Source organism: Bacillus sp. NMCC46, from assembly GCF_002998465.1.
Lineage (GTDB): Bacteria > Bacillota > Bacilli > Bacillales > Bacillaceae > Bacillus.
In genome coordinates, this window is record NZ_PVQZ01000001.1 from 1,015,381 (window position 1) to 1,030,330 (window position 14,950).

The following is a 14,950-nucleotide window of genomic DNA, read 5'->3' on the forward strand; positions in this document are numbered from 1 at the left end:
TCTTAGATGATTCGCTCTTTAGCTTGCTGCTTTTTCTTCTTGTTTTGCTTTTTGAATTCGCCCCTCTTTTTGATACACAATGGAAGCTCCCTCAAAGCTTTTGACAAAATCGACAGTGGCTTCTAAGTCTTCTGGACCTGTTTCAGGGTTTTTACCAAGCCTGCCTATTGGTGCATATTTACTGCCAGTTGCAGTTGCCATGAAGTTATTCACAGTGAGTGTATACGTTTGATCGAAAGCTACGGCTGAACCATCCGTCAGCTTCAAGTCGACTACTTTATATGTTACCGGATCATAGGAATATGAAAAGCCTGAAATGCTATAATCTGGTCCAAATTGTGGAGAAATTTGAGCTTCTATGATTTCAACCAAGTCTTTCCCCTTGATCTCCAGTTTGACTAAAACGTTGCCGAATGGCTGAATATTAAACAGATCTCCCCACGTTATCGGCCCTTTCTCAAGGTTTTGCCTAATGCCCCCTCCATTCATCATGGCAAAGTCACTTTTCATTGAATATCTCATACCATCCGCAATCAAATTACCGAGCGGCGTGTCCCCATCATTTGAATAGCCGCCTTCCATTTTAACCCCAGCTTCTCCAACAACCTCACTAATAATCGGCTCCACTTCTTTCCCGTAATGAGCCAAGATGTCTGCTGCTTCCTTGTCCTTTTCTATACCAGCTTGATCTACATACTGGATATTTGCACTCTTTTTGACGATATCCTTCGTTTTGCGGTCAAGTGTCACATTGACTTCGCCAATCGCCTTCCCATATTCAAAGGCTTGCACAATTAATTTCCCATTGACCTCTCCATTGACCACTTCGTGATTATGCCCTGCAAAGATGACGTCAATTTCATCATCACCTTCTTTGGCAAGCTTTGCACTCTCTCCAGTGATCGTATCGCCATTTTGAGAGGCTGTCATATGAGCTAAAACCGCAATGGCTTTAACCCCTTTTTGTTTTAGTTCCTTCGCGGCTTCATTCACGGCTTTGACTTCATCTGTAAACTGAATGTCTTTAATCCCTTCTGGCATGACCATTCCTGCGGCTGACTTGGTCACAACACCGATAAATGCGACTGGGATTCCTTCGACATCGATGATTTCATAAGCCGGTAAAAGCGGTTTGCTTGTATCCTTGTATTCACAGTTCGCACAAACGAGCGGGAAGTTCTGTCCGTCATACCCCTTTGTGCCTTTAGGATGTTCTCCGCCATTTAAGATACGCAATAGCTCGTCTACCCCTTCATCAAATTCATGGTTGCCGACCGTGCCCACATCAAAGCCAATGTTCTCCATGAGTTCAACGGTTGGTTCATCTTGCAGTAGAGAAGATATGGGAGAGCTCCCGCCAATCATATCTCCAGCATGGACCGTGATCGTATTTTTGTGCGCTGCTTGTTTTTGTTTCATATAGGCGGCGACATAATCCATCCGGCCGTACATGCCTTTATTGCCATCACCTTTGAGATCCAGCTCGTATTCTTGATCAATTTTACCGTGTAAATCATTCATACTTAAAATCGTTAATGGTACTTCGCTTGCATCCTTTGCCGGCTGATAGCCAGCCTGCTCTGCTTCTTCTTTGGAAGCAAAAAAGATCCGTTTTTCCACATCGATTTCTTTCCAGTTGTCAGGGGAGACGTAGGTTTTTACAGCTGAGTCGCCGACATAACGTGCCAGTCCTTTTTTCTGCTCACGTGCTCTAAATTCAAACGGCTGTTCCAGCAGAGGGTCCGCTTCGTTCCATATGCCCTGTCCTTTTTCTTTTGCTTCTTTTACTGCTTTTTGAAACGTATGGTAGTCCTTTTCATCTCCAACTGGCCAGATGAAGTAAGTAGGGGCATATCCTTTTTTCACAAGCTCTAGATTTGTATTTAGCCCTTTTTTGGTTTTCACTTGAGCTAAAAGACGTCCATAGCTGTCCTTCGCTTCAGGACCAATCTTTAATGTGACTTGGTCACCGCTTGAAAGAAGTGTTTTTAAATAGTCAGTCGCCTGCTGTCCAAAACGCAATTGGTTTTGGTCTAATTCATTTTTTGGCTGATGATATGTTTCCGGTGTGTCCATATTCACAAAACGCACCTTTGTTGTACCTAGAACAGGCTTCTTTAGATGAATCGTATCTCCATCCACCACACGGTCAACTGTTGCTTTGTATTCCTTCTTCATCTTTGGCGGCTTTGGCTGGCGTTTCAGCAGTTTGATATCATCCTTATGTCTTGGAAGCACCTGCAGCGTATCATACCTGCTTAACACCCCTGTAAACTCGTACCATTTCCCTGTCTTTACTTTATCAATAGCATTTGTATCGACCATCACTCTCAGGATGGTGCTGTGGTATTTTTTATCAATGATCACCACATTGTATCCACCGCCAGCCGGCTGCGCTGGTTTTGCCTCAACATAGCCTTTAATCTTCACTAGTCTTCCTTCATGTTTACCGGCTTGATCCGTTTCTAGTTGTTTAACGGACACTCGCTTCGCCTTTGGCAAGGTTTGATTCACAGCATCTATCTTCAGGCAACCTTGATCTGGCACAATTTCAATCATTCCTTTATAAGACGTGATCTTACCAGTCACTGTCACCTTCATGCCTGCTTTTAGTTCCGGGAAGTTATTGGGCTGCGCTGAATAAATATTGATTCCAGCTGATTTGTCTTGAATGTATGTGGACAATTTCCCATTACCTACAGCGGATTGATCTGCTGTCACAATTCCGCTCACCGTCACGGTCTCTCCTATTAGCTGACGGGCTTTTTTGATCTGTACGATCTTTTTTTGCTTCCACACCATTTCCTTCTTTTCAGATGCACTGACCTCGCCTCCTGTGATCATGCCAGGCAGTAAGGATTGCAGACTAAAGATCATCAAAACCAAACAACAAATCATTCGAATAGATAGCATTCGTTTCATTAGACCTCTCCCCTTTGCGCTTCATCTCTCATAGTGTACAAAGTAAATATTGATGTTGAATGGATTTCATGTAAAACTTGTCTTTTTTAACTCATCGGAAAGGTAATAATCACACGTGTTCCCTCAAAGCTTTTACTTTCAAAACGAATGGTGCCGCCATGGCTTTCAATGATTTTAATGGTCATCATTAAACCAAGGCCTGTCCCCTTTTCTTTTGTAGTATAAAAAGGTTCACCGAGCTTCCCTATTTCGTCCTCTGGTATTCCCTTTCCTTGGTCTTCAAATATCAACATCATTTGATGATCTTTCATGAGAGAGGTCACCTTGATGACACCTGTCACACCATCCATCGCTTCAATTCCGTTTTTAAGGATGTTCAGGAAGACTTGTTTTAATTCATTCGGAATGCCTTGAATGTTAGGGAGCGACGGAGACAGATTTTTCTGAATGGACACGCCTTTTAAGACCGCCTGGGATTCAACAACCATGATCACTTCTTCGAGCAGAAGATTGACATGTACCGGTTCAAATTTCACCGATTTGCTTCTAGAAAGAACGAGGAATTCATTAATAATTGACTCGAGCCGATTAAACTCTGACATCATCACATCTGCATAATCTTTCTGATACTTCTTACTTTGAATCATCAGCTGTAAAAATCCTTTTAACGATGTCAGCGGGTTCCGTATCTCATGAGCGATACCTGCTGCAAGCTGCCCTACTGCCGACAGCATCTCTGATTTCATCAGCATCTTCTCTGACTGCTTTTGATTGGTGATATCCTCTGAAATCCGCATCACGGTTGACTGCATTTTGTCAGGATCATCGATTCGATGTAAAGAGACTCTCTCCCATCGTTCGCACCCAGATAAATCTTGAAAGTACAGCTCACCTGTCCAGCTGCCCTCTTTTAAACAAACCTTCCATTGCTTCTCTAACTCATCACATTGACATAGCGAATGGTAGACAGAAAAAATATCTTTGCCGATCAGGTCATATTCATGCTGCTGGACAAACTGACAGAAACGCTGATTCACGCATTGGATGACCCCTTCTTCAGTTGCAACAACAATATGAATGTGGCTGTTATCAAGCGCCGTCACCGCTAGATGAAGCGACTGTTTGATTTTCGTTACTTCGGTCATTTTAATCCAAGTCATCACCGCTCCTTCATGCTCTTGATCGAAGATAGGTGTGATGTGAACGGTGAATTGCTCTCCTTCGTTCGTTTCAATTTCACGTTCGATCGCGCGCCTATCCGAAATGACGGATTGGATATCATGATAGAGCGTTTCCTGCGTAAGCTTTTTAGCCATCGACTGAAAGGATTGCTGATGCCTGATTTTCGCTGAAGTAAATAAAGAGGCAGCTGTAGGAGTGTAATAGCGAATATTCATGTCCCTGTCCACAAACAACGTCGCAAGCTCCGGCTTGACAGAGGGTCTGTACAGTTCTTTTCTTGTCACCCTTAAGTTGTTTATGATATTAATAAAATGCTCGTGTTTTTTCTCAAACTCCTCTAATTGCGTGTGTTTCGCTTTTAATTGAGCCCTTGCCTCCTGCTCCTTTTGCTTGACTTCATTGAGTTCATTTTCTAAATCGACAATACGCTGTTGATAGACTGAATTCTGATCTGACATTCCTTTGCCCCTGCCGTTATTTTGATTTTTTCCTCTCTCATTCATTCGAATGAGAATGACGTAAACTCCCTTAAAACGGCGGTCAAAACTTTTCACGGTAAAATCTGCATACTGCTTGCTGCCTTTTTCCGAAATGAGAACATGTTGAAACACAACCTCTGTCTCGTCTGTCCACACCTTTTGAAAGGTTTGACTCAACATCTCTTTCATATAATCAGGTGTTACATATTCACATGCTTGATCTGACACTTCTGTATGGTCTAAAAAAGAATACGCACCATTTGATAATGCCAGGATTTCGTCACTATCGTTGATAATCATACATGCATCATAATCCTCGCTTACTTCTTGCATATATTGTGCGGCTCGCGCTTTCAACTCGATATCACGAGCATTTAGTGCCCAAGGGACATGTGGTTTAGAAACGTTTGAATGGGTGTAAATGTTCCATTTTTCATTGAACAAATGAAACAAACGAGGGATATTGGGTACAGTTTCATTTGGCCCTAATATCAACATCCCTTGATCTTTTAAAGCATATTGGAATCGGGACAATATTCGTTTTTGCACTTCAGGCTGGAAGTACATCAGAACATTTCGGCAACTGATAAAATCGAGGTGGATAAAAGGTGAATCGATCAATAAATTGTGAGGTGCAAAGACAATATGTTTTCTAAGCGACTGCTTCACAATAAAAGCGTCACCTTTCCTTTCGAAATATCGCGCCCGCCATTTTTCCGGCATCCTTGCTATAGACTCTACTGAGTAAAGACCTTTACTAGCTGTTTGAATGGCTTTCCGGTTGATATCTGTTGCAAATACTTGAAGTTCAATGGTCACTTGTCTTCGCTTCATTTCTTCTAAAAATAAGATCGTAAAAGAATAGGCCTCCTCTCCTGTCGAACATCCCGCAATCCAAATACGGCATCGAGATTTCCCGTTTTTCACCGCATTTTCAATGATCGACGGAATGACCTGATGTTCACATACACGAAAAGCCTCCATATCCCTAAAAAAAGACGTCATGCCGCTTAAAAGCTGTGCGTGCAGGCGATCAAGCTCATCTGGTTCTCTTTCTAATAAGCAGTCGTACTCTGATAATAATGAAATCCGTTTTTTTGCAATCCTCATTCGTTTTTGAATGACAGATAGCAGCCTTTTCTTTTGATAGGTTGAAAAGGCAATGCCTTTATACATTTCAAGACGTTCAATAATTCTCAGTAAAACAGGATCTGCCTCATCGACATGCGGGACGTTGATGATATTGGCGATATATGCCGCAAGGGTTGAAGGGTCTTTGAATGTTTGTTGATACAAGGTGTCAAAACCACTTTCTACCTCACTGCACGATAAAGCTGTACCGCCTTGCTCAACCAACTGAAGCAAGCCACTTCCCACACAATGACCTTTTTGAAAGAAAATCGCAAAAGCCTCTTCCTTTTGAACGCTGGCAAGAGACTGAAAAAGCAAGTCCACAGAGCAAGCCATGCACGCCGGCAGCTGCTCTGATAGGTGCAGCCGCTGATCTTCTGTTAACGTCACAACCGCATGCTGTGGACAAAAATAAATCGTCTTCTTCATGACTTTCTCACCATGTTTAATCGTTTTTGCCCGGTAGCCAATCGGTAAAACAAGTGCTTCCAAATCAGTTATACAATCGTCCGTCACATGATTTTGCACAACAATAAAAGAGGCATTTAATTCATGTGGAAATGATTGAAAAAAAGCCTCAAGATGATGCTGTTCAAACGGTGAAACACCGATGCCAATCACTGGTGCCTGCACATGTTCGTCTTCTATCAAACGATTAATGATTTTGTCCTGCATCTGGTACCCCCATGTTCATTCGTCTGATACTTTTTTTCGACAAAAAGGAAGAAAACCCTCTAATTGTAAATAATGTTTTTGCATGAAAGAAGGAAAACATCCTCACATTAAAACAGATTGTATAAACAGAAGGAGGAATCTCAATGCAAAACGATCAGCAACCAATGTTTCAAGGAAGCGCTCCCCAGCCCGAGCTCAATCATGGCGGACATGAGTTATTCGATTTACATGAAATTTTAGCCGGCACGATTAATATTTTGGATCAGTATATGATCCTGCGGCAGTTTATTCAGGATCCTGCATTATCCGACATCTTGGATCGACAATACCAATTCGTTTTATCTCAGTACAATGTCACTGTAGATTGTTTTTCTACTGGACAAAAGCCTAGTGAAGAAACCGCTACTTATATGATGAAAGAGCACACACAAGTGACGTACGGGATCAAGCCTTCTCAGCCGAAGAAGCCGAATCAGTCATTACAGGATGTAAAAGACTTGGGCATCACAGGGCATATGCTCAGCCTGGTCAAATCACATGCTGGATTACTTTCCATGTCTGCATTAGAAGTAACAAATCCAGTTGTCAGACGTGTGCTTGCTGCGCAAATCCCGAACTTTATTGAAATGGCGTATGAAATTTTCTTGTATCAAAACAAGCATGGCTACTATCAAGTTCCCCAGCTTTCCAGACAAGACATGACGGCCATGACATCAGCTTTCGCACCGCTTCAAGGGCAGGTTCAAATGCCGACAAGCAAAGCCAATCAGCAAAAACCCCTTCATTAAAAAAACGGCTGACCCTTTCCTCTGGTCAGCCGTTTTTTCTTTGATACATCTTGTTAAACTGATCTTCAAAATCTGCGAGCCGCTCCCCTGTCGCCTGTTCAAAGCCTTTAGCAAATTGACCTGTTTTCGCCGTTTCCTGCATGATCTCATGTATGATATCTCGTCCGTAAAGCTGAACCAGCTCATAGATCATATAATAACTTTGCAAATAAACATCTGTCTCATACGTCATCCGGGAGTCCTGCCAATCTTGATCGGAATGAAGAGATTGAAAGGGAATGACGTCGAACCGTTCAGACGTGGCATTTAACACGTCATAGGCCGTCCATTCTGCTGTTCCTTCATGGAACCAAAGCGGAAAGATCACTGGAGACACTTCATAAGAATGAACTTTTTCATAGAAAACAAAGTGAGCATATTCATGAATAAATAACGTGTTGAAAAAGTATAAAGGCAGTGTCTCTTTCTTCAATAATGCTTCCCGTTTATCTGGATATAACCCAATCATTTGATCATGATCGGAGTAAAAACCCGTAATATGCTTGATTCCGGCAAATTGCTCGATCGTCTCTTTATCATCAAAATAAATAATGTCTAAAGGTTTGTCAGTTTCAAACTGAAACACTGACGCTGTCCTCTTCTTTGCCTGATCCATGGCCTCGATTGTCAGGTCAACAAAAGCGTCCTCTTCCTCTGCATAGTATATTCTAATATGTTCATAAACTTGCTTATTGAGTCCCTCCGTTAATATGGTTTTAGGAGAAGATTGCTGCTCTAAATATTGTCCTGCCAGCTGAAACGCAACATAAATCAAGTACGCGGTGAAAGCATAAAAAATGAGACCTGCTGCAATCATTCCGCCTACAAGCTTTTTATGAATCAATGACGGCTTGGCTTTCATTTGCTCCCCACCTGAATTCATCCTGCAGCCTCTTTCTCTTTCTATGAAGAAACAAAGATCAACAAGAGGTGATATATTTTTTACTTTATGCAGTCAGGTGCGCAAGGTGCGGTTCCAAACAAAAAAGCCGCATATGACATACGGCTTTTGTCGTAGCTATTTTGATTCAGGGAAGACACGCCGAACCGTTTCAGTAAATTCATCGAAAAATCCTGAAATTGGCTCTCCGCTTCTAATACGTTTTCCGTATCCTTCCATACGATCGATAAAGTCTGGATTCGCAGATACATACACGTTGTCGATTTGTTGATCCGTTGATTTGACTTTGTCTGAAATTTTCTTTTTCAGATCGTCCGTCACATTACCGCTTTTATCGCCTTCAAGCATAACGGCAACAAATGCATTTTTTCCTGTGACAAGCACGTTCGCTGTTTTCACTTCAGACATGTTGGCTACAAGCTCTGACGCTTTATCTGCCACTTTGACCTTCTGAGGTGTTTGAACATTTGGTTCGTCCTGTCTCATATTGTCATTCTTATATGTGACATTTTCATACTGTCGTTTCATTGTTCCTCTTCGCTCATCTCCCTGGTTGTTCATGCCACATCCAGTGGTGATCAATGTTGGAACGAGTAGTAAAGATAGCATCCATTTCTTATTCATCAATTATTCCCTCCTTTTGCTCATAGGTTTTTCATCCAGCCGGCTTTTTATGCACACATTTCTATTTCATAAAATGAATTCATAATTCAGCCTGCTTTGGTCATCCTAAACATGATGAAGAAGTATCATCATGATCAAATGGAGGGATTCGTTTGTTTAAGAAAAGAAAAGGCATGAGCACTGGCGCAATGATCGCAGTATCAACAGCCATCATTGCATTATTTTCTCCGGTTTTACGAAGAAGGCTGAAAAGCATGACGCAAATGAATATGTCTTCAATGATGAAAGGAAAAAGCCATCAGCACCATGACTCATCTCGTCACGAGTCACACGCACAGAATGAATCAAAGGGAACTGCGGAAATCGGACAAATGATGAAGCAGGCATTCACTGCTGTACAGCCAAATCATACAAATCAGCACCAATCGACATCAAGAAACCATCAGCCAAGAGAGTCTTATGCACAGTCTCTCCATATTGATGAAAGTGTCATGAATGTGATGGATGATGAATCAATCCAGCAAGTAATCAATGACATCGAGCACAAATAAGAAAACAGGAGCCTTCATAAATAGAGGCTCCTGTTTATTCTCCTGAAAAATGTTCTTTCACCATCACAGAGAAGAAAGGTAAAAAGGCGATTTCAACTGTTGTGATAAAATCGTCATAAGCTTCTACTATGATTAAGAGCTCTTTCTCGTTTGGCCGGTCCTTTTTTATCTCTACATGCTGCACGGTTTTAAAATCATATATGCCTAAAACGAATGCGTCTTTTTTTCGAACAGCCTTTAGCATAAATTCTTGATTACCAAGGTACATCGTGACAACGAAGCGCTCGTCTTGATTCTCAAATCGAAATGTCAGGTTTTGATATTCAATAGGCATACCTCTCTCGAACCTTTCATCAGGCTCCGTTTCAAAAAAAGAAAGCCAGTCCGTTTCATCTGGGAAGCGTTTTCCTCGCATGTGTTTCGATCCCCTCATAAGTGAAATTTTTATTAATTATCCTTTTTCCCCTTTTCTTTTGCAACAAATTTTAGTAATTTTAAAAAGGTGATTTTATTTTGCTAAGAGACCTCTTTATTAATTTAACAATTCTTGTCACTTTCCATTATTTATTTATGCTTGTGTTTAAAGAGAATTTTCTGAAGAAAGAAGATACCCTGCTCAGACAGCTATGCAAAGGCATTCTTTCCGGATTACTCGGTGTCCTTTTAATGTTCTTCTCTATCAAAGCAGGTCCAGCCATCATCGATTTAAGACATATCCCCCTTATTTTAACGGCCTTTTATGGAGGCATCGTCCAAACCATCATTGCAGCCTGTGTTGTGATCATTGGCCGATTATTAATTGATGCCAACGTCGGTTCTTTCATCAATATTTTTTCCATGATGATCATTGCAACAGCCTCTTTTTTAATTGCTGAGCGCCATATGAATCAAGTTGCGAAAATGCTTTTGTCCATTACGATCAGCAATGTGATTGCAACTTTTTTGTTTATTACGATTGCACATGAGACCTCTATTGAAGTCCATTCTGCCTATTGGATGTTCTCATATGTTGCAGGACTGTTTAACTTTTACGTCATTGAGCATCAAACAAAAGCATATCAGCTTTTAAATTTGTATAAATTCCAAGCTCATTATGACTTTTTAACAGGTGTTTTAAATAAACGGAAGTTCGATGAGGTCTTAAGTGATGCTTTTTCTATGAAATTTAAGCAGCCTATCCATCAAATGTCCCTTATTTACTTAGACATCGATTACTTCAAATCCATCAATGACCAATATGGACATCATGAGGGAGATATGGTTTTAAAAGAAATCGGAAAAAGGCTGATGAAAAACACAAGAAGCTCTGATTATATTGGCCGGATCGGCGGTGAGGAATTTGCTGTCCTTCTACCAAATTGTACAGTTGAAAAAACATGGCAGATTGCAGAACGCTTACGGAGAAAAATAGCAGATCAGCCGATTTATTTACAAAATGGCATGTCCATTCATATCACAGTATCACTTGGGTGTGCTTATTACCCCGGAACAAGTGCAGACATCAAACAATTACCGATTATGGCTGATCAGGAGCTCTATAAAGCGAAGCAGTCTGGCCGAAATCAAGTGAGCTTCTCAGAGAGAAAAAGAGGCCAATTAATATAGGCTTTTTCCTCAATTTGTTAGCGCTAATTATTTTTAAAAAAGTTTTCGGATAACAGTTGTTTTTTCCCGCAAACACTGGTAAAGTAAAGGTAATTATTTTTGTTCGTATCATCTTTAAGAAGAAAGTTTTGAAAGAGTTTTCGTCTTTGAAGTTTGTGTAAGAGCAAGAATAGTGAATTTAAGCGTTAAGATCGCTTTAGGAGGAAATTTCATGTTAGAAGGTAAAGTAAAATGGTTCAACTCTGAAAAAGGTTTCGGATTCATCGAAGTAGAAGGTCAAGACGATGTATTCGTTCACTTCTCTGCTATCCAAGGCGAAGGCTTCAAAACTTTAGAAGAAGGTCAAGCAGTTTCTTTCGAAATCGTTGAAGGTAACCGTGGACCACAAGCTGCTAACGTTAACAAAGCGTAATTTAAGAGCATCTGCTCTTTAGCACTTTATAGAGTGAAGGAAAACCGTCCGGCTTCTGCCGGCGGTTTTTTTGTGCCATAAAAAAAAGAGAACCTGACGAGAGGTTCTCTTTTTTATTTGTCCTTCTGCTTTAGCTTCTGTAAAGCAGAACGATACATATCATCATTCATTTTTGTCTCTGGTTCTTCTTCTTTGACAGGTGGTTCTGGCTGCTTAAACTTTTGAAGCGCCTGTCTATAAAAATCATCGCCAGACACTCGTTCATCCGTTTGAGAAGGCTTTGACGCTTCCTCTTCTTCTTCAGGCTCTACAGGTCTCGCCGCAACTTCTGACTCGCTGCGCGGCACGTCAGGCTGATTGGGCACATCTTCTTTGATCTCTTTCTTCTCGACCGAAGCGTGTCTGACATTGAACGCTACTAATCCGATAATGACTAGAACAGCAGCTACTAACGCTACAATAATCGTCGCCAAAAGAACCCTCTCCTTATCGCTTAAATGACGCAGTGACTGATGCTACACGTCTTCCTAATGCTTTGCCGAGTTCAATGCCTTCTGTAGAAATCACTTCATCAGAATCAATCGGACACGTCACACCTGCTCCATAGTAAGAGCCGTATAAAGCATTCTCTGGCACATTTCCAGGAAGGCCAACGACAAGCATCCCTTGATGGAACATTGGTGTAATCAAATTATGCATCGTCATTTCTAAACCGCCGTGCGTTGTAGCAGTTGTACAGAAAACGGCACCGACTTTATCGATCAGTTTTCCCTCTGCCCATAGGTAGCCAAGACGGTCAATCCATGTCTTTAACCCAGAACTAATGGTACCAAAGTGACCAGGGCAGCCCCAAATGATCGCATCCATTTGATCCAGCTTGCGAATATCCGCATCTTTCACGTGATCGACGAATACTTCAGCCTGCTCTGTTTCACCTGCGCCTGCTGCAATTGCTTCTGCCAGTGCTTTTGTATGGTCACCTTCACTATCGTATACGACATAAATTTTCATGTACGGTCCCTCCACACTTATCTTGCATCTTGGTTTGCTTCCTTAGGTGCTGGAAGCAGTGTCATTTCTTGTTTTTTATGCTGCTGATCTTTTCGCTTTTTATCCTTACGTACATCACGCAGGAACAAGCTGAGAATGACACCAGCGGCACAGAATAACGTTACCCACATGTAAGCATCATTGATGCCCATTACGTTTGAATCGACCTGTGCTTTCGTAAAGAGCTGGGTAGATACATATTTTTGAGCAGCTTCAGCTGTCATGCCCATATGATGCATCACATTCGACACAGCCGCCTGGAATGAATTCATAAAGAACGGGTCCGCTGTATTTGTTTGATCCGCCATATTGGAATAATGGAATGTTGTCCGATTCGTATAAATCGTTGTGATCAAACTCGTACCGATCGAACCGCTTATTTGTCTTAATGTATTAGACATCGCTGTACCATGGCTGTTTAAGTGCTGTGGTAATTGGTTCATCCCAGCTGTCATCACCGGCATCATCAAGAGTGACATACCGAATGCACGAACTGCATACATGAGCACAATGTGACTATACGATGTATCAATGGTCAGCCTTGTAAACTCGAATGTGGTGACAACGGTAATGAGCATCCCCACAATCGCAAGCGGACGAGGTCCAAATTTATCAAACAAAATCCCTGAAATCGGGGACATAATCAGCATCGCAAGTGCCCCTGGAAGCATTAATAGCCCGGATTGCAATGCCGTAAACCCAACGAGGTTCTGCAGATAAATCGGAAGTAAGAACATCCCAGTGTATAAGGCAACTGTAATAATAATATTAATGACACTTGATAATGAGAAGATGCTGTATTTAAACACGCGGAAATCAAGCATCGGATTATCAGCTTTCAGCTGTTGGAAAATAAAGAGAATGATCGCAATCGCACCAACAATAATCGTCGATAAGACGATCGGATCTGTCCAGCCATCACTTCCCGCTTCACTCACTCCGTATAGAAGCGAAGCAAAACCAACGATGGAAAGAATTGCACCAAGGCTGTCCAGCTTGATTTTTTTAGGCTCTACAATATTTCTAAACATAAAGAAAGCCGCGATAATGACAATCGCTCCGATTGGTACAAGTCCATAAAACATAATACGCCAAGAATAATGTTCAATAATATAACCAGATAATGTTGGTCCTACCGCAGGAGCAAACATCATCGCAAGACCGAAAATCCCCATTCCTTTCCCTCTGTTTTCCGGAGGGAAAATAAAAAGGATTGTTGTCATCACGAGCGGCTGCAGGATACCGCCGCCGATTGCCTGAATCAAACGACCGATGAGCATCGTTGAAAAGTTCGGTGCAATCCCGCAAATAAAGGTCCCTAGTGTAAACGAGATCATGGCGACTAGAAATAAGCTGCGCTGTCCAAAGCGTGTGATTAAAAACGCAGATAACGGAATCAGCACACCGTTGACAAGCATATAACCTGTTGTAAGCCACTGAATCGTCGTTGCACTCACATTAAATTCAGTCATTAAATGGGGCATGGCTACGTTCAGAAGCGTTTGGTTCAAAATCGCTACGAACAAGCCGGCCATTAAAATGATCAGTAAAGACAAGGAGCCTGCTCCCTGTTTTGTTGCTGCAGGTTGATTTGCCATCTCAGACAACCTCCTTTCATTTTTTGATATCAAACATCATTAAGATGAAATTTTGACAGAAGCATTCATACCAGGAAGTACTTTGTCTGATGGGTTTTTAATTGAAATTTTCACTGCTACTTTTTGTGTGACTTTTGTATAGTTACCACTTGAATTTGTTGCTGGCAGCATATTGAATGTTGAGTTTGTCGCATAACCAATTTGTTCAACTGTTCCTTCAAATGTTGTATCAGGATCACCATCTACCACGATGTCGACTTTGTCGCCTTTTTCAATGCTTTTAATATCTGTTTCTTTGATATTCGCTGTGATGTAAAGCTTGCTTAAATCAATGGTTTCACCAAGAACTGTACCAGGCTGCACTTGTTGATTGTTTTGTACTTCTTTTTTGACTAATGTGCCATCAGCCACTGATTTAATGTTTGTTTTTGTTTCTCCTTCAACTTTTGCAACTGTGCTGTCTTTTTGCACTTCGTCACCTTCATTGATATCCCAGCCTTTGATTTGTCCAGCTGCTGGTGCTGTGATTTGATACATGTCACCTGTCACTTTCGCCTCGTCAGTTTTGACAAAATTTGTGCTTTCGTAGTAGTAATAAGCACCTCCGGCAATAATGGCAAGAATCACAATAAGGCCAAGAATGTTCGTTAGCAATAAACGCCCTCTGTTCATGTTTTGTTTCTCCTTTCATGTATAAAAATATAGTGTCATCTGCTTTAGCAAACTTAGAATGCCCATCATCTGACAGAATATGAAACAAGCTCATAAAGCTGTTATTTCTCCTTCATCTACTCCGCCTGAAAAATGGTGTGCAGCCCATTTATACTTATTGTTCACTCATGAGCAAAGAGTAGAAAAAGAAGAAAAGACGATCGGCATCTTTTTTGAAAAACTTATATTTAACAAGATTAAATATTAATAAATGAAAATTGAAATGTCAAAGAGAAAGTTTTACTTTTTTTCTGGTGATCCCTTCCTTCTCCATACAAAAAA

General features: G+C 41.3%; 13 protein-coding genes. 4 read left to right on the forward strand and 9 right to left on the reverse strand.

What is annotated here, in order from left to right; translation table 11 throughout:
• Window positions 1–18: 18 nt before the first annotated feature.
• Window positions 19–2,922 (reverse strand): 5'-nucleotidase C-terminal domain-containing protein, encoded by a 2,904-nt coding sequence (locus C6Y01_RS05180; RefSeq protein WP_106037901.1) that lies wholly within the window; start codon window positions 2,920–2,922, stop codon window positions 19–21.
• 86 nt (window positions 2,923–3,008) lie between these two features.
• On the reverse strand, window positions 3,009–6,389 hold the full coding sequence (locus tag C6Y01_RS05185) for a CheR family methyltransferase (protein WP_106037902.1): 3,381 nt from the start codon (window positions 6,387–6,389) through the stop codon (window positions 3,009–3,011).
• 143 nt (window positions 6,390–6,532) lie between these two features.
• Between C6Y01_RS05185 and C6Y01_RS05190 the strand changes: the two genes are divergently transcribed.
• A complete protein-coding gene (locus C6Y01_RS05190) occupies window positions 6,533–7,177 on the forward strand; it encodes a spore coat protein (protein WP_034663770.1) in 645 nt (214 codons plus the stop codon).
• Window positions 7,178–7,202: 25 nt separating this feature from the next.
• Here the strand turns inward: C6Y01_RS05190 and C6Y01_RS05195 are convergent, their stop codons facing one another.
• Together C6Y01_RS05195 and C6Y01_RS05200 are read right to left on the reverse strand one after the other, a co-directional pair.
• Window positions 7,203–8,078 (reverse strand): hypothetical protein, encoded by an 876-nt coding sequence (locus C6Y01_RS05195; protein ID WP_034663912.1) that lies wholly within the window; start codon window positions 8,076–8,078, stop codon window positions 7,203–7,205.
• 156 nt (window positions 8,079–8,234) lie between these two features.
• Window positions 8,235–8,741, reverse strand: a complete 507-nt coding sequence (locus tag C6Y01_RS05200; RefSeq protein ID WP_034663773.1) for a YhcN/YlaJ family sporulation lipoprotein — start codon at window positions 8,739–8,741, stop codon at window positions 8,235–8,237.
• 152 nt (window positions 8,742–8,893) lie between these two features.
• On the opposite strand from C6Y01_RS05200, the gene C6Y01_RS05205 reads away from it, so the two are divergent.
• The gene (locus C6Y01_RS05205; protein WP_034663775.1) at window positions 8,894–9,292 is read left to right on the forward strand and encodes a hypothetical protein; all 399 of its coding nucleotides are present in this window, start codon (window positions 8,894–8,896) and stop codon (window positions 9,290–9,292) included.
• 34 nt (window positions 9,293–9,326) lie between these two features.
• Here C6Y01_RS05205 and C6Y01_RS05210 read toward each other — a convergent pair whose 3' ends face one another.
• Window positions 9,327–9,707 (reverse strand): hypothetical protein, encoded by a 381-nt coding sequence (locus tag C6Y01_RS05210; RefSeq protein WP_106037903.1) that lies wholly within the window; start codon window positions 9,705–9,707, stop codon window positions 9,327–9,329.
• Between the two features lie 98 nt (window positions 9,708–9,805).
• Here C6Y01_RS05210 and C6Y01_RS05215 point away from each other — a divergent pair, with 98 nt between their 5' ends.
• Together C6Y01_RS05215 and cspB are read left to right on the forward strand one after the other, a co-directional pair.
• A complete protein-coding gene (locus C6Y01_RS05215; protein ID WP_034663781.1) occupies window positions 9,806–10,897 on the forward strand; it encodes a diguanylate cyclase in 1,092 nt (363 codons plus the stop codon).
• Between the two features lie 211 nt (window positions 10,898–11,108).
• Complete coding sequence (gene cspB / locus C6Y01_RS05225) at window positions 11,109–11,309, forward strand: cold shock-like protein CspB (protein ID WP_003212277.1); 201 nt, start codon at window positions 11,109–11,111, stop codon at window positions 11,307–11,309.
• Between the two features lie 113 nt (window positions 11,310–11,422).
• On the opposite strand, the gene C6Y01_RS05230 is transcribed toward cspB, so the two are convergent.
• The 4 genes from C6Y01_RS05230 to C6Y01_RS05245 are packed head-to-tail and all read right to left on the reverse strand — an operon-like array spanning window position 11,423 to window position 14,629.
• Window positions 11,423–11,782, reverse strand: a complete 360-nt coding sequence (locus tag C6Y01_RS05230) for a hypothetical protein (protein WP_034663784.1) — start codon at window positions 11,780–11,782, stop codon at window positions 11,423–11,425.
• A gap of 13 nt (window positions 11,783–11,795) precedes the next feature.
• A complete protein-coding gene (locus C6Y01_RS05235) occupies window positions 11,796–12,320 on the reverse strand; it encodes a flavodoxin family protein (RefSeq protein ID WP_034663787.1) in 525 nt (174 codons plus the stop codon).
• A 17-nt stretch (window positions 12,321–12,337) separates the two neighbouring features.
• The gene (locus tag C6Y01_RS05240) at window positions 12,338–13,957 is read right to left on the reverse strand and encodes a DHA2 family efflux MFS transporter permease subunit (protein ID WP_034663790.1); all 1,620 of its coding nucleotides are present in this window, start codon (window positions 13,955–13,957) and stop codon (window positions 12,338–12,340) included.
• A gap of 39 nt (window positions 13,958–13,996) precedes the next feature.
• Window positions 13,997–14,629 (reverse strand): biotin/lipoyl-containing protein, encoded by a 633-nt coding sequence (locus C6Y01_RS05245; protein WP_106037904.1) that lies wholly within the window; start codon window positions 14,627–14,629, stop codon window positions 13,997–13,999.
• Window positions 14,630–14,950 lie beyond the last annotated feature (321 nt).

What these genes read in the sequence shown, in the direction of transcription:
- C6Y01_RS05210 (WP_106037903.1), bottom strand. Translation starts at nt 9,707, where the DNA reads ATGCGAGGAAAACGCTTCCCAGATGAAACGGACTGGCTTTCTTTTTTT.
- C6Y01_RS05180 (WP_106037901.1), bottom strand. Translation starts at nt 2,922, where the DNA reads ATGAAACGAATGCTATCTATTCGAATGATTTGTTGTTTGGTTTTGATG.
- cspB (WP_003212277.1), top strand. Translation starts at nt 11,109, where the DNA reads ATGTTAGAAGGTAAAGTAAAATGGTTCAACTCTGAAAAAGGTTTCGGA.
- C6Y01_RS05195 (WP_034663912.1), bottom strand. Translation starts at nt 8,078, where the DNA reads ATGAAAGCCAAGCCGTCATTGATTCATAAAAAGCTTGTAGGCGGAATG.
- C6Y01_RS05245 (WP_106037904.1), bottom strand. Translation starts at nt 14,629, where the DNA reads ATGAACAGAGGGCGTTTATTGCTAACGAACATTCTTGGCCTTATTGTG.
- C6Y01_RS05235 (WP_034663787.1), bottom strand. Translation starts at nt 12,320, where the DNA reads ATGAAAATTTATGTCGTATACGATAGTGAAGGTGACCATACAAAAGCA.
- C6Y01_RS05185 (WP_106037902.1), bottom strand. Translation starts at nt 6,389, where the DNA reads ATGCAGGACAAAATCATTAATCGTTTGATAGAAGACGAACATGTGCAG.
- C6Y01_RS05240 (WP_034663790.1), bottom strand. Translation starts at nt 13,957, where the DNA reads ATGGCAAATCAACCTGCAGCAACAAAACAGGGAGCAGGCTCCTTGTCT.
- C6Y01_RS05190 (WP_034663770.1), top strand. Translation starts at nt 6,533, where the DNA reads ATGCAAAACGATCAGCAACCAATGTTTCAAGGAAGCGCTCCCCAGCCC.
- C6Y01_RS05200 (WP_034663773.1), bottom strand. Translation starts at nt 8,741, where the DNA reads ATGAATAAGAAATGGATGCTATCTTTACTACTCGTTCCAACATTGATC.